The following is a 23434-nucleotide window of genomic DNA, read 5'->3' on the forward strand; positions in this document are numbered from 1 at the left end:
TCTGATGGATTAGAGTGAAGTGGAAATCCGAGAATATTCGTATTCTCGGATTTTTCAATTTCTATTAACTATAAACATACAATCAACAACAAAACAACAAAACAGTAACGCAAAGGGTGACGTTGGTTTAATAGATTAATTGGGGTTATAGCGTGATAATAAAATAAATACATTTATTGGTTATCTTATTTTATTAAGATAAATAAGATTAAATAACAGAATATCGGTATTATCTAAATGAAAATAAAAAGCCGAATATAAGGGCGATATTCGGCTTTAAGGTATGATTAAATTTTAAGATATTAACTTACCAAAACCATTGCACATTTAACCCCGCATTGACGCTACTAGTTTCATATTCATCAGGTTTATAAAGTGGTGCGCCTAAAAATAAGTCATAGCTGAATATATTAACATTACCTCTCATACCAATAGCCGTTCCTAATAGTTGGTCATCAGAATAGAGACCTAGCGGATAAACACCTCCAAGTATTCGGCCATAGTCAAGTGCGTAGTATGGATAAAAGGAAAAGCCAGGAATATAAAAGTTAAACTCATTTCGCAAGTAAAAACCCTTATCACCGATCAGTGAAAACTCTTCATCGAAACCACGAACAGTCCAACGGTTACCTAACGAAAATTGATCTTGAATAGTTAAGCGGTCGCGTGAATATTGTACAAACAGTTGTGGGTTATAACTCATAATAAAATTGTCAAATGAGAAGGGGAACATTCCCGAAATATCGGCAGTATAAACACGGCTCATTGTGCTGACATCACCATATTTCATATCCCAACTTTCTTCGGCACCAAACCAAGGTACGTTACGTTGATGGTATAATGATGCATCAATGGTAGAATTGTTGATATTTTGACGATGGCTAATACCCAGTTTAAGACTGGTAAGGTCTCGTTGTTGGGAAAGTAGGCTGACATCCTCTAACTTATATTTTGATTTTCTTTTAATCAATTGGATTGACGCTGTATCTTTAAACGTTTGGCCGCGCAAAAAAACATTACTGGCCGTAGCGTTATAATATTTACTGTCACCATAATATTTATAGCTAAGTACAGAGTCATTAATAGTTTGTTTATAGTCACTTTTACTTGCGTACAATGAGAAAAGCCAATAATTATAGGGAACAGCATAATAAATAGAAGCATTACTGGTGCTGTTTCGTGCTTGGTTTTTTGCATTTTTTCCGGCGGAGACATATAAGCTATCGTTTAAGCTCGTTAGGTTATTCGCATACAGAGTTACTCCAACTTGGTCTTTACCCGTTTGGCGACTTCCAGAGTTATTGTAATATCCTCCTAGATTAAAGTGAGATGACTTTTCTCGTTGTATGGAAATATCTGAGGTGGAAAATTCTTTACCTGGTGCGAGTTCAATATTCACCTTCGCACCAGGGATCCGTTCAAGGTTTTCTAGGCCTTGTTCAATGTCACGAATATTTAGAATATCTCCTTCTTTAGCGGGCATAATTGCCCCTAAAGTAATATAAGTATCGCTGCCTTCGGCAAGTTTAACATTCGCAACTTTACCTGGAATAATTTGGAGCATTAAAGTCCCTTCACTGATGTTTTGTTCTGGAATATTAACGCGTGTTGTGACGTAACCTGATTTAATTATTTTATCTTGTAAGCCTTTTGCTAAGGTTTCAACTCCATTGATACCGATACATACTCCGACAACTTGGCTTGCATAAGCTTCTAAAGGTCTCATTGAGGGGAGTTTAGGTTCTGAAAGTAAGACTACTTGTTTCATTTCAAAACAATCTTTCTCATCATCAAAAATTAAAATATTATTTGAGGGTTCTCTGGTTTTACCTAAGGCATCTTTAGCTTCAAGTTGAGTCTGTTGTTGGCGAGAGCGATCTTGGCTAGCTTGATTATTGATTTGTTGGTCAATAATTTGTGCGGTATTAGCTGATACAGCTAAAGGTAATAGCGTTGACAATAAAAAAATAAATCGAAAATTCATGTGCACCACATTAATTTTTAAAAATATTAAAGTTATTTTTATGTTAGGAAATATAATAAAGAAAATTGCTAATGAACAATGTTTTATCAGAACTATCTTATTAACTTGCCATCAGGGCTTTATTTTGAAAAGGTTTTCATTTATATCCCTATAATAAACCTATTATTAAGTTATTTTTTCCTTTGAGTATTTTTAATTATGCTTTAAATATATGTGAAATAAAAATCAATTAAACTGATTGAGTTAGTATAAATACTTTTGGGGTTTGTTACTGAAAATACAACCAATATAATTCATTCTATGGTGGCTTATTTATCTCCAATAAAATCAATGAGTAAAGAATGCTCTATATTAAATTGAATAGGTATTTTTACTTGGATTTAGAACGCTTCTATTTACTGTTAATATGAGCAATAATTAAAGTAGCTTAAGGAACATTAATGGTGCTAAAATAATTCTATTTATTATATTGTTGACACTCTGCTTTGGAGTAAATAAGGAGGCTATTTGCCTCCTTATTTTACCTAACTAGTAATAATTAGGTGTATTTAAGATAATCATGGAACCTAGAATTTGCCCATAAGGGCTATTGTAAATTACAGGACTTGTAATTTTAGTCGTTCCCATTGAGCTTAAGCGACCATTATTATTATCTACACGAGTAAAGGTATCGATAGTTAAATCTTTACCAGCGTCAACAGTACCAGAGTAAGTATTATTTAACTTATTTACATCTAATGTGACATTATTTGTACCTTGGATTTTACCATAACGGTTATCAAGGTCATTTCTTAATGTAATATCAATGTCACCTACGTTTGGCGCTTTTTGTGTTTGATTAGCAGCAATAACACCAGAATAGTTATTTAAGCTATTTGCTTTGATAGTCGCTGAACCATCTTTCGCGTAGATCCCACCCGTTTGGCCAGCAACACCAAATTTACTCGCGTAACTATTAAACCCATTAGCGTAGCTATTATCAACACTTGTTGCATTAACAACCACATTTGAATCTGCAGTGATTAAGCCTCTCCCATTACCTAAATGGGTGGTTTTGATGTCTAAGTTATTGGCTTTGATAAATCCATACTGATTATTAAGAGAATAAAGATCAAATTTTGATTTACCTGCGCCCGAAGCGAGTGAACCTTGGTTGTAAATGATGTTAGCTTTGATATTCAATGCCTTTCCACTATCGATTGCAGCATAACCGTTATTTACTAGGTTACTTGATAGGGTGATATTGGTCTGTCCATTGGTGGATTTAATCAGTGAATTATTGTTTTGTAACGTAACAGAATCGATATCGATTTTTCTTTTAGCTAGAATCTGCGAGCTATTATCATTCGCGACAATATTACGGGCATTTATTGTGATATCACGGCCTGATAACGTAGAGTTATTATTTGCAAGTGTTGTCGTATCAATTGATAAATCACCACCTGCTCGAATTCCTCGTTCGTCTACATTAATGACGTTATTACGTAGGGTATAGTTATTGTCAATCTTACCTGTCGCACGAATTGCAATATTTCCACGATTAGTTTTAATTGAACCGTTAGTGTTAACAATATTTGCAGTCGCGATGTTCATGTCTTGCTGAGCATGAATAATACCACTTCGGTTATCAACACTCGTAGCTGAAGCCAGTTTGAGATTGCCATCATTAGACTTAATCTGTCCATTCACATTACTCAGAACTGAGTTTTGTGCATTAATATCAACATCACCATTCGCTACAATAGTTGCTGTATTATATAACCCATTGGATTTTATATTGATATTACCATTGGCATTCATTTTTCCTGCTTGGTTATACACTAATCCCGTTGAATCAATGTTAACTCCACCAGTTCCGGCAATTAAGTTTCCGTTATTAGAAACACCGGTTCCACTTTCCGTGGAAACTAGCGTAATTTTATTGGCATACATCCCTCCCATAGCCGCGACATCAACACCGATTCGCGTGGCAGACCCAACTCCTTGTACCTTGGTAATGTAATTACCTTTTGCATCAACAAAGTTATTGCCTGCTACAACATTAATTTCTTTGGCGCGAATGTCTCCACGGATCACTGCAGAGCGAGCGATAATATCAGTAGGGGAATCTGACTGTAAGCGGCTATTAATAATAATCTGACCTTTTTCAACGTTATAGCCAAGAACTTCACCACCAGCAACAATTGGCTTACCTGTTGTTAAAGTCACCCGATCGGTATTAATAAATCCACAGTTATTACATGTGATGCCTGATGCGTTAGCAACAATAACTTGCGCTTTATCACCAGCGACTTCAATCATACCGCCTAAAGTACTTGCTTTATTTGAATTAACTTCATTCAAAATAACTTTTGCAGGGCCATTACCATTATTTAAATTTAAGTTGCCATTAATTTGGCCCCCTAAAGTGGTATTCGTGTTGGCTGTACTGTTATTTAAAATAACCCCTTTTTGGTCAACATCAAATTGGCTATAAATGTTGTGTGAAACACCTTTGTCACTTGCGCCTTTAATGTGAACGATAGTAGGACCATTACTTTGATTTATTACGCCAGCACCATTGGTATTAACAACTGCTCCGTGAGCAATAGATATCGATCCTAAAATAACAGACACACTTAAAAAGAGTGGCTTAACTCTCATCATAGGATGAGTGATAGAATGATTGGTAGAATGTTTCATAAATATCCCTAAAATAGACTATAGATAAAATTAAAAATAGCTAATTAAAATTCCATTAAAGCATAGGGATTATGCGTTATATTAATTTTCATTAAAATTTAATTGTATTTAAGTTGAGTCATAAAAATATGGGGAGAGTAATACTCCCATATTATACTATAAATAGTGTTTTATATATCTAGTGCGTAAAATGCTAATTTAATCAAATAGTAACACTTACTCTGCTACAGATATATTAAGAGAAAGTACTAGTGTAATAACACGTATCTGTTGATTTTAATATTGGTGGTTTATATTAATAAATATTATGATTGGTTTTTTTGGACTATTTGAGAGTTTTAAAACTGAAAAATACTGAATATATTTAAATAATATTTCTAAAAATAACGTTAAAAGGATTGAAAATCGCCCAGACAAAATTTAATTATATGATTTAAGTAATCAAGCCAATAAACTTAAGTATGACTTGATTACTATTTATTGTTTAGCCTATTTCTGTGTTGCTGCTTTCATTTTTGCAACAAACTCAGTTAATGATGTAAGCATAACATCAGGGCGATTTAAGTTGTTTTCGATGATTTTAACCACGGCTGAACCAGAAATTGCACCTGCTGCACCATTTTTAATCGCTTCTTTGACTTGTTCAGGTTCAGATATCCCAAAACCTTGTAGGGCAGGAGCCGCGTTATACTGATTTAATTGGCTCAATAAATGAGCTAATGGCGTTTCAGCGCGTTTTTCTGTGCCTGTTACGCCTGCACGTGATAACAAATAAGTATAACCTTGGCTATATTTCCCAATTTGTTGCAGTAATTCATCATTGGCATTGGGTGGGCAAATAAAAATAGGAGCAATGTTGTGTGCCAATGCAGCTTCACGAAATGGTTGTGATTCGGACATCGGGACATCTGCAACTAATACGGAATCAACACCTGCTTTTTCGCAGCGAATATAAAAATTTTCAATACCATTGGTAAAAACTAAATTTGCATACACTAATAAGCCAATCGGAATAGTAGGGTGTTTTTCTCTAATACGACTTAGTAACTCGAAACAAATAGTCGGGGTGATTTCACTTTGAAATGCGCGTAAATTTGCATTTTGGATGGTTGGGCCATCCGCCAATGGATCAGAAAATGGAATACCAATCTCTAATGCATCAGCGCCACCAGCAATCAAAGCATCAACAATGTTTAATGATAATTCAGCATCAGGGTCACCTAAAGTGACAAATGGAACAAATGCCCCTTGGTTATCGTGAGTTAAACGTTTAAAAAGTTGGGTATAACGTTCCATTAAATTTCTCCTCTGCTGGCTAAAATATCATGCACTGTAAAAATATCTTTATCACCACGGCCAGACAAATTGACGATTAATAATTGTTCTTTATTGGGTTCTTGCTCTGCCATTTTTAATGCATAAGCGAGGGCATGAGAAGATTCTAATGCTGGAATTATTCCTTCTTTACGTGATAATAATTTAAAAGCATTCAGGGCTTCATCATCGGTAATCGAAACATATTCTGCGCGACCAATACTATTTAAATGAGCATGTTGAGGTCCAACAGAAGGAAAATCTAATCCTGCAGAGATGGAATATGACTCTTCAATTTGACCTTCACTAGTTTGCATCATCGGTGATTTCATACCGAAATAAATCCCAACACGACCATGTTTTAATGGCGCACCATGTTGGCCTGATTCAATACCTAATCCAGCAGGTTCAACACCAATTAGTTTCACATGTTCTTCTGGAATAAAAGAGGCAAATAAACCGATTGCATTTGAACCACCACCAATACAGGCAACGACAGCATCGGGTAAACGGCCTTCTTTTTCAAGAATTTGTTGTTTTGCTTCATCACCAATCATACGTTGGAATTCACGTACAATTGTTGGGTAAGGGTGTGGACCCGCCGCAGTTCCTAATAAATAATGAGCTTTATCATAGCTGCCAGACCAGTCCCTTAATGCTTCATTACACGCATCTTTCAAGGTTGCCGAACCGCTATGAACAGATATAACTTCAGCACCCATTAATTTCATACGAAATACATTGGGAGACTGGCGTTCAACATCTTTAGCGCCCATGTAGATACGGCATTTCATATTCAATAATGCACAAGCCAGTGCGGTTGCAACTCCATGTTGCCCAGCACCGGTTTCTGCAATAATTTCGTTTTTTCCCATTCGCTTAGCCAGTAGCGCTTGGCCTAATACTTGGTTGGTTTTATGGGCGCCGCCGTGCAGTAAATCTTCGCGTTTTAAATAGAGTTTTGTTTTCGTACCGGCAGTTAAGTTTTTACATAATGTTAGTGCAGTAGGGCGACCTGCATAATTCTTTAGTAAGTCGTGAAATTCACGAATAAACTCAGCATCATTCTGTGCGTCGATAAACGCGTCTTCTAATTGATTTAATGCAGGGATCAGAATTTCTGGGACATATTGCCCACCAAACTCGCCAAAATACGGATCTAATTTACTCATTATTTATTGTCCATTTTAACAGTTACATTAATTGGTGTTGGAGTTTTATCTTTTCGTTGTGTATTAGTGAGCCGTTGATTCGGCTAACAACGCTGACAACACCAAATTTATTTTTTGTTCACTTTTTATACCAGGTTCAATTTCAACCCCTGAATTAAAGTCTAATCCGTTGCACAGTAACTTTGCAGCATCTAGGCAGTTATCTGGTGTAAGTCCCCCCGCAATCATTATTTTTTGTGTTGCAGATGAAGGGATTTCTGACCAATTGAAGGTTTTACCAGTGCCACCTTGTCCATTATCCAGTAGTAACACATCAATGTCTTGTGTGTCATAGTCATTTAAAGTTGTTCTTGACATATCAAGCGCTTTCCAAACTTCACAGTAGTTTGGTAAAAATGTTTTTAACGTATTGATATAAGCAGAGTCTTCTTCACCATGTAGTTGCACCGCAGATAACGCAAGCTGTTTGGCAATATGGGCAACAAAATCGGCGGACTGATTACGGAAAACACCGACATATTTTAACGGCGCAGCATGGATGATAGTTTGCGCCTGTGACAACGTCACTTTTCTCGGGGAGGTTTCAGCAAAAATTAATCCACCGTAGTGTGCTCCTGCTTTAAATGCGGCTTTTGCATCTTGTTCGCGGGTTAAACCACAGACTTTATGTTCCCCAACTAGCAGGTTTCGAATGGCTTTATCTAAGTCAGCTTGCTCCATTAGTGCGCTACCAATTAAAAAACCATTTGCAAACTGTCTCAGTGACTGAATATGTTGGTGTTGATGAATGCCTGACTCACTGATCACTATCGTTTCTTTTGCTAAGCGAGGCGCGAGCTCACGAGTCCGATTTAAATCAATAGAAAGGTCGCGTAAATCCCGGTTATTGATGCCAACCACTTTGGCTTTTAACCGAATTGCTCGCTCTAATTCTTCTTCATTACTGACTTCCGTTAATATCCCCATACTCAGTTGATGAGCAACTTCAGCCAATGCGATATATTCATCATCATTTAAGACAGATAACATCAGTAAAATGGCATCTGCTTGGTAGTAACGTGCAAGATAGATTTGGTATGGGTCAATGATAAAATCTTTGCATAATACGGGTTGCTTTACGGTATTACTGACAATCGTTAAGTAATCCATATTGCCTTGAAAATATTTTTCATCGGTGAGAACGGAAATCGCACTCGCATAAGGTGCATATGTCTTGGCTATCATCGCAGGGTCGAAATCAGCACGGATCAAACCCTTTGAAGGAGACGCTTTTTTGCACTCTAAAATAAAAACAGGGCGTTTAGCGCTTAGTGCGTTATAGAAACTACGCTGGCTAGGCTGAACTTCAGCAATAAAGCTTTCTAACGGCTGCTTGGCTTTGCGTTCAATTAAATAGTCAACTTTATCATCAACAATTTTTTGTAAGACTGTCGCTTTCATTTTATTGGTTCCTTGCCGCGAGAGCTGTAACGCGGTCAAATGCTTTACCGCTACGAATAATTGCAAGTGCGTGTTCGCTGTTTTGTTTTAAATCTTCATGGCCATTAATACGCATCAGCATGGCAACATTGGCCGCTACAGCCGCTTCGTGAGCCGCTTGGCCATGGCCTTGAAGTAAATCACTAAGCAATACGCGGTTTTCATCAGGTGTACCGCCTTCTAAGTCGCGTAATTGATATGGTGCTAGCCCAAAATCATCAGCAGTTAATTGATAATGTTGTACTTTGCCATCTTTTAATTCAGCGACTTGAGTGACTGCATGTAATGAAACTTCATCCATCCCTCCACTGTGTACCACAGCTGCACGGGTAAAACCAAGCATCTGTAGTGTTTCAGACACAGGTTTTACCAATGATCCTTGGTACACACCGATAAGGGCAATCGGTGGGCGAGCTGGATTAATTAATGGCCCCAATACATTAAATAACGTTCGAGTTTTTAGTTGAGTACGCACAGGGGCAGCATGACGGAACCCACTGTGGTATTGTGGTGCGAATAAAAAACAAACACCAAGCTCATCTAATGCGTCACGAGCACTTTGCGCACTGAGGTCTAAGGCGATACCAAAGGCGGCAAGTAAATCCGAAGAACCTGAACGGCTCGAAACACTTCGATTACCGTGTTTCGCCACTTTAATCCCACATTCAGCAGCAACGAATGCGCTTGCTGTGGAAATATTGATACTATTTGCGCCATCTCCCCCAGTGCCAACGATGTCGCTGAATGGGTAGTCAGGGCGGGGAAATGGCTGTGCATTCTCTAAACAAGCTAACGCGGCTCCAGCAATTTCTTGCGGTTGTTCACCTCGCATTTTCATACTGATTAACACAGCAGCTAATTGAGGTTCTGTTAATTCGCCTTGAATAATAGCATTAAACAAGTACTGGCTTTCTTGTTGAGTCAGTGGTTGCGCTTTAAATAACTTATCATAAATATTTTGCATAATTGGCTCTTTAGTATTCCGTTAGTGCGAATGAGTAGGTTCGGTTGCATTGGGAGTAGAAAGAGCCCATGCCACAGTGTTTTCTAGCAACTGTTTACCTTGCGTTGTTAAAATGGATTCGGGATGAAATTGGAATCCACAAACTCTATCGCTATCATTACGTACAGCCATGACCATGCCATTTGAATGGGCACAAATGGTTAAGCTTTCCGGAATTTGGCTACCAACAAGAGAGTGGTAACGCGCCACTGATATTGGGTTTTCAAGATGATTAAACATAGCTAAACCATCATGTGTGGCAATCGAAGATTTACCATGCAAAATTTCACCTGCGGCTGAAACCGTTCCGCCATAAGCTTCAACGATGGCTTGGTGACCTAAGCAAATACCAATAACAGGAATTTTGCCTTTTACTCGCATTAATACTTCTGGCATTGAACCTGCTTCACTCGGTTTACCAGGGCCGGGTGATAAGACTAGTATCGGTGAAATCATTTGATTTAATACAGATAAAATATGTTCTACATTGACTGTATTGCGATAAATAACCACGTTATGGCCACCTGTGCGCAGTTGGTCTACTAGGTTATAAGTAAAGGAGTCAACGTTATCGAGCAGTAAAATGTTCGCCATTAGAATAACTCCTTAACTTGATGTGCTTGGGCAATTGCACGGATCACTGCACGTGCCTTATTACGGGTTTCATCGGCTTCAGCTTGAGGTACGGAATCTAGAACGACACCACCTCCCGCTTGCACAGTGGCAATACCATTTTCTACGTACGCAGAGCGAATAACGATACAGGTATCAAAATCACCATTTCCTTGAAAATATCCTACAGCTCCTCCGTATGACCCTCGGCGTTCTTGCTCATATTGAGCAATCAGTTGCATGGCTTTTACCTTTGGTGCACCCGTTAAAGTCCCCATATTCATGCAAGCTTGGTATGCATGAAAAACATCTAAATCTTGGCGCAATGTTCCCACAACATGAGAAACTAAGTGCATCACGAAAGAGTAACGGTCAACCTTAGTTAGGTTGGCGACGTAACGGCTACCGGCTTCACAAATACGGGCTAAATCGTTGCGAGCTAAGTCAACTAACATGATGTGTTCAGCGAGTTCTTTTTCATCTGAGCGCATGGAAAGTTCAATTCGGCTGTCTAAGTCGAGGTCTAATTCACCCTGCGCGTTACGCCCACGAGGGCGGGTTCCTGCGATAGGATAAATTTCCACTTTGCGATTTGCTGTTGCATATTTGAGTGCGCTTTCAGGTGAAGCCCCAAAGAGTGTGAATGCTTCATCTTGCATGTAGAACATATAAGGGCTTGGGTTTTGTGCTTTGAGTTTTTGATATGCAATTAAGGGATGTGAGCATGGCATCGTAAATTTACGAGAAGGCACAACCTGAAAAATATCACCACGGTATATGGCTTCTTTTAATGAGGTGACAATTTCCCCGTATTGTTGGTCATTTTTGTTTATCGAGACCGCAAAATCAGGTGCTGTTGCTAAAGGAAGTGCGGGTAAGAACGCACGGCACGAAGCGATAATTTGTGCGTGGCGTTGTGTAACCGTTTCGACATCTTGCTCATTTTGCGTAAATAGGCAACTTTTGAGTCGAGCAGCCTGATTTTGGTGGTCAATCACTAAATAATGCTCAGCAACAAAAAAACAATAGTCAGGGCAGTGATTAACGGTATTCACCTTGGGTAAATCTTCAAAACTGGCGACTAAATCGTATGCAAACAAACCACCAACAAACAGGTTTTCAGGTTTTGTTGAATAGGCTTGCGCGAGAACGGGCAGAGCACGTAAAACGTCTAAACAAGATGCTGCCTTCAGGCGATTATCTTCGTCTAAATCCTTTGCAGGTTGGCTAAACGTTACCGTTAACCTATTTTCTTGCATGCTATGATGTGTGATTAAATGGGTTAATTGTGCTAACAGCTTTGGTAATAAGGCTTGACCATTTGGCGTCAATGCTTCTATTTCAACTTGTTGGCCAAAAGCACGAATACGTAGCGCGCTGTTGACAACCAGTAAGCTTTGTAAGTTGGCCTTATTATTAATTTCAGCAGACTCCAACAACATTGTCGATGGAACTTGATGGCACAGATGATTAAATAATAATGTAGGGTCAGGCTGATAATTAATTGGGCTATCCAGATACTTAAAATGTGCTAATGTGGTGTTTTGTTCGTTCATTATGTTGCCTTACGCTAATTTTTGACATAAAAAAACCCGCCGATGAAGGGCGGGTTTGGCACTGAGACATACAATAACTATGCGTGTGCGGCTTCCGCCCAATTTGGGAAGTCACGCCACCAACGATTTGATAAGTTAAATAAATTCATTATATGCCTCACTGGATAAACTGATGATTTTTAGCCTTAGCTATCTTGCGTACTAGTTAACTGGATCGCGTTGTTTATGTCAAGAACTTTGTTACTTTATTAGGAAATATAGTTGTACATGGAAATTAGAGAAGATATCAATCTGTCGACTGCTTCGCCGCCATTAGTGACTCGCTACGACTTACATAGCCATACGAATGCTTCGGATGGTGACCTTACTCCAGCAGAGTTAATCGAACGTGCGATTGAAAAAGGGGTTAATATTTTAGCGATCACAGATCATGATACCTGTGAAGGTGTATTTGAGGCTCGTCGCTATCTTACTGAAAATGAAAGGCCAATTGAGTTAGTCAATGGTGTTGAAATTTCGACACTGTGGGAAAACATTGAAATACATATTGTGGGGTTAAATTTTTCGACTTCACACCCCGCTATGGCTCAATTGTTGAAAGCACAATCTGAACGTCGCTTCGAGCGTGGTATTGAGATGGGCAGGCGATTACAAAAAGCAGGGATTGATGACGCATGGGAAAATGCGCAACATATTTCTGGTGGTGGGCAGGTAACGCGGGCTCATTTTGCACAGTATATTGTGAAAATAGGTAAAGAAAAAACCATTAATAACGTATTTAAGCGTTATTTATCAAAAGGAAAAATAGGTTACGTTCCTGCGAAGTGGTGCTCAATTCAAGACTCTATCGACGCAATTCATGCGGCCGGTGGTATTGCAGTATTAGCTCATCCTGCGAAATATCAATTATCCAATAAATGGTTAAAACGGTTGGTTGCGTATTTTAAACAGTGTGGAGGTGATGCCATGGAAGTTTCTCATTGCCAGCAGCCGCCACATGAAAAGCAGTATTTAGCGGAATTAGCCAATAATGCAAATTTATACACATCGGTGGGTTCAGATTTTCATCGGCCATGTTCTTGGATAGAGCTTGGCCGAAATTTATGGTTACCTAATGATGATAATGCAGTCTGGACGCTTTGGAATGCGGTAAAAAGCAGCTAATTAATTGATGTATTAATAATGCGGTGTAAAATAATTATTATAAGTGATGATTTATTTCTGAGTAGGTCATCTCATGGAATTAAGAGATAGTAGCATTTATAGGTGTTTTTGCCGGGTGATGCTGTCGATACCCAAAAATTAGAGGTATGTATGAGCCAGTTTTTTTATGTCCATCCGGATAATCCTCAAGCAAGGCTGATTAGCCAGAGTGTTGAAATTCTAAATAAAGGCGGTGTCATTGTTTACCCTACGGATTCAGGATACGCCATTGGATGCCGTTTAGAAGAAAAAGATGCTTTGCAACGTATTTGTCGTATCCGTCAGCTTGATGCTAACCATAATTTCACTTTAATGTGTCGAGATCTCTCTGAGCTATCGAATTACGCACATGTTGATAACACCGTTTTCCGTTTAATTAAAAATAATACGCCAGGTAATTACACCTTTATTTTACGGGCAACGAAAGAAGTTCCACGGCGTTTAATGAATGAAAAACGTAAAACCATTGGCTTACGAGTGCCATCAAACCCGATTGCTCGAGATTTACTCGAAGCTGTTGGTGAACCTTTGATGTCAACCAGTTTGATTATGCCTGGCGATGATTTCACGCAATCAGATCCTGAAGAAATTCGCGATTTACTTGATAAACAAGTCGATTTAGTTATACACGGTGGTTATATCGGGCAAAAACCAACAACTGTGATTGACTTTACTGATGATACACCTGTTGTGGCACGCGTCGGAACAGGGGACCCAACGCCTTTTGAATAAATACAAATACCTAAAAGCCTAAGATTTAGCACGGAATTAAATAAAATCGTATTGAAAGTGCGATATTCAGATAAGTTATAGGGGTTCAGGACAAACCTGTGTATAATGCGCGGGTTTTCAAATTCATTACTTTTTGGTACGGTCACAAGATGACGCGCCAAAAAGATATTTGACGCCTGTGAAGGCGACAGCAGAGGGTTACATGAGCGTAAAACCGCAAAAAACTGAAAAATTACAGAAAATCCTTGCTCGTTCAGGGCATGGTTCTCGTCGAGAAATCGAAACATTCCTGCAAGCGGGTCGTATTAGTGTTGATGGCAAAATTGCGACACTTGGAGACCGTGTTGAAGTCACACCAGCAACAAAAATTCGTTTAGATGGTCGTTTATTAGCTATCAAAGAACCTGAAAAAGAAATTTGCCGTGTAATGGCTTATTACAAGCCAGAAGGTGAATTATGTACACGCCATGATCCAGAAGGGCGCCCAACTGTCTTTAACCGTTTACCTCGCTTAACGGGAGCACGGTGGATTGCTGTTGGCCGCTTAGATGTTAACACCAGTGGTTTATTGTTATTTACGACTGATGGTGAGCTAGCTAATCGTTTAATGCACCCGAGCCGTGAAGTTGAGCGTGAATATGCTGTACGTGTGTTTGGTGAAATCAATGAAGCAAAAATTCGTCAATTAACACAAGGCGTACAGTTGGAAGATGGTCCTGCTTCTTTTAAAACGGTTTCTTACCGTGGCGGAGAAGGGATGAATCAATGGTTTAACGTCACTTTAACTGAAGGGCGTAACCGCGAGGTCCGTCGCCTTTGGGAATCGGTTGGTGTTCAAGTGAGCCGTTTAATCCGTGTGCGTTATGGTGATATTGATTTACCGAAAGGTTTACCACGTGGAGGATGGACGGAACTGGGTTTAGAACAAACCAATTATCTCCGCGAGCTGGTGGAATTGCCGGTAGAAACTGAAAGCAAAGTTGCCGTTGAGCGTGACCAACGTCGTATTAAAGCGAACCAAATTCGCCGTGCAGTAAAACGCCATACGCAAGTTGCATCACGTCCTGCATCAAAACGTCAATCTTCAAGACCAACGGCGAAACGTCGTACTCGCATCTAGATTAATTGCAATTCTCGAATATTAAAAAAGCTGAGGCTCCACCCTCAGCTTTTTTTGATCTAATGTTCTAGTTCACATTATTATGAAAGCTATCAGTAAGAGATGATATTTATGAGATATCCGTCTCATTTTAATGTAATTAAAAGTCTTAGTATGACCCTTCTTGTGGGATATTCCTCACAAAATATTGGGTTACTACTGATAATAAAGACAAATTTACAGATAAACCTATTACTTACCCAGTTTATCCAGATAAATAAAGAATGGTTTAAGTGGATAAACCTGAATAAGGACAAAACATGAAAAAAATAACACTGACTTTGAGTGCGATTGCATTGGCATTAAGTTTTACAGCAACGTCTCAAGCAAAAATTCCAATGCCAGAAACCGTAAGCCCTGGGGTTACCGTTGTTGAACTAGCTCAACAACAGCCTATTCATTGGGTTTCCATCGAACAAATTAAACAAAGCCTAGAAGGCAAAGCGCCAATGGCTGTTGGGTTTGATATCGATGATACGGTGTTATTTTCGAGTCCAGGTTTTTACCGTGGTAAATTAGAGTTCTCTCCTAACGACTTTAGCTATCTCAAAAACCAACAATTTTGGGAAAAAATGAATAATGAGTGGGACAAATTCAGTATGCCAAAACAAGTGGGTATTGATTTAGTCAAAATGCACTTAGATCGCGGTGATACTGTCTATTTCATCACAGGCCGTACGAAAACAAAAACAGAAACGGTGACTAAATACGTTCAAGAAGGTTTAGCAATACCTGCAGATAAAATGCAACCTGTCATTTTTGCAGGCGATGAGCCAGGGCAAAATAATAAGGTGAGCTGGATGCGCGATCACAAATTAACCATCTATTATGGTGATGCTGATGCAGATATCGCGGCAGCTCATGAGTTAGGTATTCGTGGTGTCCGTATTTTACGTGCAGCTAATTCGTCTTATCAACCATTACCAAAAGCAGGGCGTTTTGGTGAAGAGGTGGTGATTAATTCAGAATATTAATTCTGTAATTAGCCATAATAAAAAGGCGGTCATTTAGAAATGACCGCCTTTTTTAAGCGTAGGATATTTTAGTTAGTCACAACAGCATCAATAATCACACGATTACCGGAGATGCTTCCTGTCGTTCCACTCGTGACGATAGGGCTGGTGATCTTAGTGGTATTAGTCGAACGTAAAGCCCCATACTGATTATTAACCCGATTTTTGGAATCAATAGTTAGGTTTTCCCAGCAGTCACTTTTCCTGCGTAGTTTTCTAATGTGCCAATATCAAGCTTTTGGTTATTAGCGGCTGTAATTTGCCCATAATTATTATTGAATGTCGCTTTGAGTTTAATGTAAACATCGTTACGTGCAGCAGCGTTATTATTCACATTTGCAGCAATTGAACCATACAAGTTATTTAGAGTATCTCCTTTAACTTTAACAGTACCACAACTGTATAAATATCGAATTATTGCACTTTATTTAGTGGTTAGTTACCAATCAATCCCTTTTTGAGCTTTAATCCCAATATCAAATGCATGTTTCACTGGGCGCATTTCTGTTACTGTATCGGCTAATTCGATCAAATCTCGGTGGCAACCTCTACCCGTGATCACGACAGACTGATTGGTAGGACGGCTTTGTAATGCTTGAACCACCTCTGCTAATTCGAGGTAATGATAACTCACCATATAGGTGAGCTCATCTAAAATGACTAAATCGTACTGTGGGTCACTTAACAATTGCTTGGCGTACTGCCAAGTTTCCATACAAGCAAGGGTATCGGTCTCTTTATTTTGAGTCTCCCACGTAAACCCTGTTGACATAACATAGAAGGGGACGCCTTGTGGTTCTAGTAGTTCGCGTTCGCCATTATCCCAACCTCCTTTAATAAATTGAACAACAGCGGCTTTTTTACCATGGCCTACTGTACGGCAGACAGTTCCAAATGCGGCTGTGGTTTTGCCTTTCCCATTTCCAGTAAAGACAATAACGATCCCTCGTTCAATTTGTGCGGCTTCAATACGTGCATCTACTTTTTCTTTTAAACGTTGTTGGCGTTCTTCGTGTCGATTTTGAGACATCGTGTTTACTCCGCAGCACCAGGTTTACGTCCGGGTTGAGCATCATAACTACTTCCCGTTTTACGCAGGCTATCATCGCCCATCAAATAGATATAAATAGGCATGATATCAGCAGGGGTTTTTAATTTAAGCGGATTTTCATCAGGAAATGCACTTGCTCGCATTGAGGTTCGAGTGCCGCCTGGGTTAATACAATTTACACGAAGATTAGTCTGCTTATATTCTTCGGCTAGCACTTGCATTAAACCTTCGGTGGCAAATTTTGATACAGCATAGGCGCCCCAACCGGCGCGACCTTGCTTACCTACACTCGAACTGGTGAAAACTAATGAGGCATTAGGTGCTTTGAGTAACAAAGGGAGCAATGCTTGAGTTAGCATAAATGTGGCATTAACATTTATTTGCATAACATCATGCCATAGGTCGCTGGGTTGCTCAGTGATGGGGGCAACGACACCAAGTATTCCGGCATTGTGTAATACGCCATCTAAATAAGGTGTTATTGCGGCAACTTGCGAGGCTAGAGTATAGCAGTCATCAATTGTTGCAGTTAATAAGTCTAATATAAAGCAAGGTGGCTTACTTCCACCTAAAGCGGCTATTTCATCACTAACGGATTGTAATTTATGCTGTGTTCTACCAACAAGGATAAGGGATGCGCCATAGCGCGCATAAGTGAGAGCGGCTTCACGGCCAATGCCATCACCGGCACCGGTTACAAGAATCGTTTTACCTTTCAATAGGTCTTGTCTAGGTTGATATTGGAGCATATTCTTTCCTACTATTGTGATTAGCATGTACGGTTATCATCGCACTGATTGTGATAATTGGCTAATCTAACATAGTTATTAACGAAGTTTGTGTGCTAACTCTGTTTTTTTCTGGTTGTTTGCACGTAATCGTGAGATTATTTTTGTAATTGAAGATAAACATCAAAAGGATCAGATTGTGGAGTATTTCTCATTGTATGGGCTATTTTTAGCAAAAGTCGTCACTATTTTGGTGGCGGTGGTTTTGCTAGCTGTCTTTGTGTTTGGCGTAGGTATGCGCCGACAAGGGGCTAAAGGTGCTTTAAAAATCACAGATTTAGGTGAAAGTTATCGTGACCGCCAACGCCAAATGCAACAAATTAAAATGAATGAACCAGAACATAAAGCGTGGTTGAAAGCATTTAAAAAGCAGCAAAAAGCGAAATCAAAAAGTGAGAAAACAGGGGCGAAATTAGGCCAAACAGGGGTTAAAAAACCTTGTTTATATGTCTTAGACTTTAAAGGTAGCATGGATGCCCGTGAAGTTGCCTCTTTACGTGAAGAGATCAGTGCAATTATTGCTGTTGCCGATCAACAAGATGAAGTTTTGTTAAGACTTGAAAGCCCTGGTGGAATGGTTCATGGTTACGGTTTAGCAGCTTCTCAATTATTAAGAATCAAAGAAAAAAATATCCCACTTACCATTGCGGTTGATAAAGTTGCGGCGAGTGGCGGATACATGATGGCATGCATTGCAGATAAAATTATTGCTGCACCATTTGCCATTATTGGTTCGATTGGTGTGGTTGCTCAAATTCCGAATATTCATCGGTTATTAAAAAAACATGATGTTGACGTTGAACTTCATACCGCAGGTGAATACAAGCGTACATTGACCATGTTAGGTGAAAACACGGAACAAGGCCGTAAAAAATTTGTTGAAGATTTAAATTCAACGCATGAATTGTTTAAACAATTTGTTCATCAAAACCGCCCATCTTTAGATATTTCTGCAGTTGCAACAGGGGAATATTGGTATGGTTCGCAGGCAATTGAAAAAGGGCTTGTGGATAAAATTGGCGTAAGTGATGATTTTATTATTAATGCAATTGATACTAAGGAAATAGTTAGTATTCGTTATGTGTTAAGTAAAAAAATGATGGATAAGTTTATGGGAAGCGCGGCAAAGAGCGTGGATAACTTATTATTGCGCTGGTGGCAACGCGGGCAAAAACCACTCTTGTAATTTTAAATTTCGCCTAGCGAATAAGCGTTTTTAAATCTACTATTAATTTACCGGCGTTAAAGCCGGTAAATTTTATACAAAAAGCAAACGTGTTAATTAGTTATTATCACTTAATTGGTATTGTTCTGACAGTACATGAGCGAGATGTTTGTACATATTAAAAGCAGCTGTACTTTTTAAAGTAGGAATATTGTTCTCATCTAAGAAGAATTCTCCTTTAAATACCAATGTACCCCGATGCTGCTCAACGGTGTCAACAAACATACCATGAATATAATCATCATGTTTCTTTATGATATCATTAGCTTTTTCAAGTAACTCTTTTTTTGTGATGAACGGTAAATTATCTTGCATAACTTGGCTTCCTTGAAAAAATAATTGGTTGCTTCTAGCATTTTATCAGGTAGAGTGTGTGGTTTTCAATTGTGACTAAACATCTTTATGTGGTTAAAATCAGTCAACTAGCAGACACTTTGTGCTTTTTAGAATAACGTGATTGAGTTTATAAGTTTTGTTTCAACACAAATAATTGTTTAAAAATATATTGATATATTGTGATTGTGTCGCAATATAAAAAAGAGATTCTCATTTTGCGCATTTTAATGTAGAAATGCGCCATTGTTGATATTTAGGTAAAGGTAAATATGGGTAAAGCTCTTGTTATAGTGGAGTCCCCGGCAAAGGCCAAAACGATTAATAAGTATCTTGGCAGTGGCTACGTTGTAAAAAGCAGCGTTGGCCACATTCGTGATCTGCCGAAAAGCGGCTCTGGTTCACAAACCGGCTCACAAAAGAGTACAGGCTCATCTACCGACAAAACAAAGAAAGTAAAAAAAGATCCGCGTGATGCGTTAGTTAAGCGCATGGGGATCGACCCTTATCATGGTTGGAAAGCGAATTATCAAATTCTACCGGGTAAAGAAAAAGTGGTTTCTGAACTTAAATCATTGGCGGAGGATGCCGAACACATCTACCTCGCAACGGACTTGGACCGCGAAGGGGAAGCTATTGCGTGGCATTTACGCGAAGTGATAGGTGGAGACGATTCTCGTTTTAGTCGTGTTGTATTTAATGAGATCACCAAAAATGCGATCACTCAGGCATTTGATAGCCCTGGGGAATTAAACATAGATAGAGTTAACGCACAACAAGCGCGTCGTTTTATGGACCGAGTTGTGGGTTATATGGTTTCTCCGTTGCTGTGGAAAAAAGTCGCTCGTGGCTTATCGGCTGGCCGTGTTCAGTCAGTTGCAGTGAAACTCATTGTTGAACGTGAACGGGAAATTAAAGCTTTCGTCCCTGAAGAATATTGGGAACTGCATGCCGATTTAGCTGATAAAGATATCGCTAACTTGCGTATGGAAGTCACTTCACAAGGTGGTAAGGCATTTAAACCAGTCAATAAAGCGCAAACAGAGGCAGCAGTTAAGCTACTTGAAAAAGCCCGTTTTGCGGTTGTTGACCGTGAAGATAGGCCGACATCAAGTAAGCCGAGCGCACCGTATATCACGTCAACGTTGCAACAAGCCGCCAGTACTCGTTTAGGTTTTGGCGTGAAAAAAACCATGATGATGGCTCAGCGTCTTTATGAAGCAGGGTATATCACTTATATGCGTACTGACTCAACAAACTTGAGCCAAGATGCATTGGATATGGTTCGTGGCTATATTAATGATAATTTTGGCGCTAAATATCTGCCAAAAGATGCGAATGTTTATAGCAGTAAAGATAATTCGCAAGAGGCGCACGAAGCCATTCGTCCTTCTAGTGTCGATGTTTTACCTGAGTCACTAAAAGACATGGAGAACGATGCGAAAAGGTTGTATCAATTAATTTGGAATCAGTTTGTGGCCTGTCAAATGACGCCAGCAAAATATGATTCAACAACCTTGACAGTCAAAGCAGGTGATTTTGAACTAAAAGCCAAAGGGCGTACTTTACGTTTCGATGGTTGGACGAAAGTCATGCCTGCACTGCGTAAAAATGATGAAGATAAAACATTGCCACCAATACAAGTTGGTGCGGAGTTATCTTTAATTGAGCTATTACCTAGCCAGCACTTTACTAAGCCACCAGCTCGCTTTAGTGAAGCATCTTTAGTTAAAGAGCTCGAAAAACGTGGTATTGGTCGTCCTTCGACGTATGCAGCGATTATTTCGACGATCCAAGACAGAGGTTATGTCAAAGTTGAAAATCGTCGTTTTTATGCAGAGAAAATGGGTGAGATTGTCACGGATCGTTTAGAGGAAAACTTTAACGACCTGATGAACTACGATTTTACTGCGCGTATGGAAGACCAACTGGACCATGTTGCAAACCATGATGCTGAGTGGAAAGCCGTATTAGATGAATTCTTCTCTGACTTTAGTAAGCAGCTAGATGTTGCTGAAAAAGAACCAGAGGAAGGGGGAATGCGTACTAACCCAATGGTGATCACCTCAATCATTTGCCCTGATTGTGAACGTCATATGGGTATCCGTACTGCATCAACCGGGGTATTTTTAGGTTGTTCTGGTTACGCACTACCACCAAAAGAACGTTGTAAGAAAACAATAAACCTTATCCCTGAAGACGAAGTCTTGAATGTGCTTGAAGGGGATGATGCGGAAACTAATGCGTTAAGAGCAAAACGTCGCTGTCCAAAGTGTGGCACCGCGATGGACAGCTATTTGATTGATAATGGCCGTAAATTACATGTATGTGGTAATAACCCTGCATGTGAAGGTTATGAAATCGAAGAAGGCGAATTTCGTATTAAGGGTTATGACGGCCCAGTCATTGAATGTGACAAGTGTGGATCAGAAATGCACCTGAAAATGGGGCGTTTTGGTAAGTACATGGGTTGTACTAACGAAGAGTGTAAAAATACGCGTAAAATCTTACGAAGTGGCGAAGTCGCACCACCGAAAGAAGACCCGGTTCCATTACCGGAACTTCCATGTGAAAAATCCGATGCGTATTTTGTGTTACGTGATGGTGCTGCTGGGGTTTTCCTTGCGGCAAACACATTCCCAAAATCACGAGAAACGCGTGCACCATTAGTTGCAGAATTACAGCGCTTTAAAGACCGTTTACCTGAAAAACTGGCTTATTTGGCTGAAGCACCAGCTGAAGATGGCGAAGGTAACCCAACTGTCGTCCGTTTTAGTCGTAAAACGAAACAGCAATATGTTTCTTCAGAAAAAAATGGTAAAGCGACGGGTTGGAGTGCATTCTACGTTGATGGTAAATGGGAAGTGAAAGAGAAATAATAATTCCCTTTTGCATTCAAACAAAAAAGCCAATCATTTAATTTGATTGGCTTTTTTATTAACTTGTCAATTTCATATCAATGCCTATCGGTGAATAACCCACTGTTATACTGTCATTTCCTTTATTTCTTATCGCTCACTGTGATATAACCGCCAATTTTTAACTAAACTCAAATGTAGCACCAAAGTGATAACTAATTTGTGTTAACTTAAGATAGAGTCATTGTAATTATCAATAGATAGTAATAGTTCTTACCTTGTTAAGGTCTTTAGGTAAGTCGATGGAATGATAGATAAAAGTTATCCACCGGAGGCAAAATGAAGTTAAAAATGTGTTTACTGGCTGCATTATTGACAGCGGGGACAGCATACGCTGCTCAATCTACTGTTGTATTAAAAGAAGCGACCCCAACAGGTGATGGTAAAGCAATTGGTGAAGTTGTTATCTCAGAAACAGAATATGGATTACTATTTACACCAAAATTAACGGGCCTACAAGCAGGCATTCATGGGTTTCATATTCATGAGAACCCAAGTTGCGAACCCGCAGAGAAAGATGGCAAATCGGTACCTGCATTAAAAGCAGGCGGTCATTTAGACCCCGCTAAAACAGGTGTCCACAAAGGCCCTTATGATAACACAGGGCATTTAGGTGATTTACCCGGTCTAGTTGCCGATAGCCAAGGTAATGCTGATTACGCGGTACTAGCACCACGTTTAAAATCACTCAAAGATGTTCAAGACCGTGCATTGATGGTGCATGTGGGTGGTGATAACTATTCTGATAATCCAGAAGCGTTAGGCGGTGGTGGGGCTAGAATGGCCTGCGGCGTCATCAAATAATACGCGTCATATTTCAAGCTGTGGCGTTGTTAGCTGCGCTCGCTAACCCTAGTCACATACTTATGTATGCTCCTAGGGCTTAGCGTCTCTTGCTGCCTAGCCACAACTTGAACTATTTAGCGTATTGTATTGATTAGAAAGTGATTTAAACAGCAGTGTTGTTAGCTGGGTTTACTAATTTTAATCATATACTGATGTATGCTCCTAGGGCTTAGCGTCTCTTGCTGCCTAGCCATAACTTGAGCTATTTAGCGTATTGTATTGATTAGAAAGTGATTTAAACAGCAGTGTTGTTAGCTGGGTTTACTAATTTTAATCGTATACTGATGTATGCTCCTAGGGCTTAGCGCCGCTTGAGGCCTAACCATAACGTGAACTATTTAGCGTATTGGATTGATTTGAAAAC

17 protein-coding genes, 1 pseudogene and 1 other annotated feature are annotated in these 23434 nt (G+C 39.4%); of the genes and pseudogenes, 7 read left to right on the forward strand and 11 right to left on the reverse strand.

Translation table 11 applies throughout. The features are described 5' to 3' along the window. Positions 1 to 307: 307 nt before the first annotated feature. From P3L37_RS09360 to P3L37_RS09390, 7 genes and pseudogenes are all read right to left on the reverse strand, one after another. Positions 308 to 1984 (reverse strand): ShlB/FhaC/HecB family hemolysin secretion/activation protein, encoded by a 1677-nt coding sequence (locus P3L37_RS09360; protein WP_109913217.1) that lies wholly within the window; start codon positions 1982 to 1984, stop codon positions 308 to 310. 528 nt (positions 1985 to 2512) lie between these two features. Further along, positions 2513 to 4666, reverse strand: a complete 2154-nt coding sequence (locus tag P3L37_RS09365) for a filamentous hemagglutinin N-terminal domain-containing protein (protein WP_109913216.1) — start codon at positions 4664 to 4666, stop codon at positions 2513 to 2515. Between the two features lie 489 nt (positions 4667 to 5155). Next, the gene (gene trpA / locus P3L37_RS09370) at positions 5156 to 5962 is read right to left on the reverse strand and encodes a tryptophan synthase subunit alpha (RefSeq protein WP_004911094.1); all 807 of its coding nucleotides are present in this window, start codon (positions 5960 to 5962) and stop codon (positions 5156 to 5158) included. Then, complete coding sequence (gene trpB / locus P3L37_RS09375; protein WP_109912279.1) at positions 5962 to 7152, reverse strand: tryptophan synthase subunit beta; 1191 nt, start codon at positions 7150 to 7152, stop codon at positions 5962 to 5964. Before trpB ends, trpA begins: the two co-directional genes overlap by 1 nt. A 63-nt stretch (positions 7153 to 7215) precedes the next feature. Continuing rightward, positions 7216 to 8592, reverse strand: a complete 1377-nt coding sequence (gene trpCF / locus P3L37_RS09380; protein WP_110731955.1) for a bifunctional indole-3-glycerol-phosphate synthase TrpC/phosphoribosylanthranilate isomerase TrpF — start codon at positions 8590 to 8592, stop codon at positions 7216 to 7218. Between the two features lies 1 nt (position 8593). After that, a pseudogene (gene trpD / locus P3L37_RS09385) lies at positions 8594 to 10228 on the reverse strand (bifunctional anthranilate synthase glutamate amidotransferase component TrpG/anthranilate phosphoribosyltransferase TrpD). Further along, on the reverse strand, positions 10228 to 11802 hold the full coding sequence (locus P3L37_RS09390; protein ID WP_222959607.1) for an anthranilate synthase component 1: 1575 nt from the start codon (positions 11800 to 11802) through the stop codon (positions 10228 to 10230). The pseudogene trpD and the gene P3L37_RS09390 overlap by 1 nt, the downstream one beginning before the upstream one ends. Positions 11803 to 11828: 26 nt before the next feature. Then, positions 11829 to 11930: a sequence feature (Trp leader region), on the reverse strand. 139 nt (positions 11931 to 12069) lie between these two features. Here P3L37_RS09390 and rnm point away from each other — a divergent pair. The 4 genes from rnm (at position 12070) to aphA (ending at position 15870) form a co-directional block, all read left to right on the forward strand. Beyond that, positions 12070 to 12966 (forward strand): RNase RNM, encoded by an 897-nt coding sequence (gene rnm, locus P3L37_RS09395; RefSeq protein WP_004911072.1) that lies wholly within the window; start codon positions 12070 to 12072, stop codon positions 12964 to 12966. Positions 12967 to 13116: 150 nt separating this feature from the next. Further along, on the forward strand, positions 13117 to 13737 hold the full coding sequence (locus tag P3L37_RS09400) for an L-threonylcarbamoyladenylate synthase (RefSeq protein ID WP_004911068.1): 621 nt from the start codon (positions 13117 to 13119) through the stop codon (positions 13735 to 13737). Positions 13738 to 13939: 202 nt separating this feature from the next. Beyond that, positions 13940 to 14857 carry a 23S rRNA pseudouridine(2605) synthase RluB gene (gene rluB / locus P3L37_RS09405; protein ID WP_004911066.1) on the forward strand — a complete coding sequence of 306 codons (918 nt, stop codon included), beginning with the start codon at positions 13940 to 13942 and terminating at the stop codon, positions 14855 to 14857. A gap of 299 nt (positions 14858 to 15156) precedes the next feature. After that, complete coding sequence (aphA, locus tag P3L37_RS09410; RefSeq protein WP_004911059.1) at positions 15157 to 15870, forward strand: acid phosphatase AphA; 714 nt, start codon at positions 15157 to 15159, stop codon at positions 15868 to 15870. A 217-nt stretch (positions 15871 to 16087) separates the two neighbouring features. On the opposite strand, the gene P3L37_RS09415 is transcribed toward aphA, so the two are convergent. The 3 genes from P3L37_RS09415 to P3L37_RS09425 form a co-directional block, all read right to left on the reverse strand. Beyond that, a complete protein-coding gene (locus P3L37_RS09415) occupies positions 16088 to 16267 on the reverse strand; it encodes a hypothetical protein (protein WP_042851598.1) in 180 nt (59 codons plus the stop codon). 81 nt (positions 16268 to 16348) lie between these two features. Beyond that, positions 16349 to 16939, reverse strand: a complete 591-nt coding sequence (cobO, locus tag P3L37_RS09420) for a cob(I)yrinic acid a,c-diamide adenosyltransferase (RefSeq protein WP_004911054.1) — start codon at positions 16937 to 16939, stop codon at positions 16349 to 16351. 5 nt (positions 16940 to 16944) lie between these two features. Beyond that, positions 16945 to 17709: a YciK family oxidoreductase gene (locus P3L37_RS09425; RefSeq protein ID WP_109912273.1), complete on the reverse strand. Its 765-nt coding sequence runs from the start codon at positions 17707 to 17709 to the stop codon at positions 16945 to 16947. Between the two features lie 178 nt (positions 17710 to 17887). On the opposite strand from P3L37_RS09425, the gene sohB reads away from it, so the two are divergent. Continuing rightward, on the forward strand, positions 17888 to 18934 hold the full coding sequence (gene sohB, locus P3L37_RS09430) for a protease SohB (RefSeq protein WP_238562744.1): 1047 nt from the start codon (positions 17888 to 17890) through the stop codon (positions 18932 to 18934). A 96-nt stretch (positions 18935 to 19030) separates the two neighbouring features. Here sohB and P3L37_RS09435 read toward each other — a convergent pair whose 3' ends face one another. Continuing rightward, complete coding sequence (locus P3L37_RS09435) at positions 19031 to 19288, reverse strand: DUF2498 family protein (RefSeq protein WP_094960535.1); 258 nt, start codon at positions 19286 to 19288, stop codon at positions 19031 to 19033. Between the two features lie 290 nt (positions 19289 to 19578). Here P3L37_RS09435 and topA point away from each other — a divergent pair, with 290 nt between their 5' ends. Both topA and sodC read left to right on the forward strand, forming a co-directional pair. Further along, positions 19579 to 22185 (forward strand): type I DNA topoisomerase, encoded by a 2607-nt coding sequence (gene topA / locus P3L37_RS09440; RefSeq protein WP_004911045.1) that lies wholly within the window; start codon positions 19579 to 19581, stop codon positions 22183 to 22185. 318 nt (positions 22186 to 22503) lie between these two features. Continuing rightward, positions 22504 to 23028: a superoxide dismutase family protein gene (sodC, locus tag P3L37_RS09445; protein ID WP_042851597.1), complete on the forward strand. Its 525-nt coding sequence runs from the start codon at positions 22504 to 22506 to the stop codon at positions 23026 to 23028. The last annotated feature ends 406 nt before the right edge of the window (positions 23029 to 23434 follow it).

This window comes from Providencia sp. PROV114, assembly GCF_032704305.1.
In the GTDB taxonomy this organism is placed as follows: Bacteria; Pseudomonadota; Gammaproteobacteria; order Enterobacterales; family Enterobacteriaceae; genus Providencia; species Providencia rettgeri.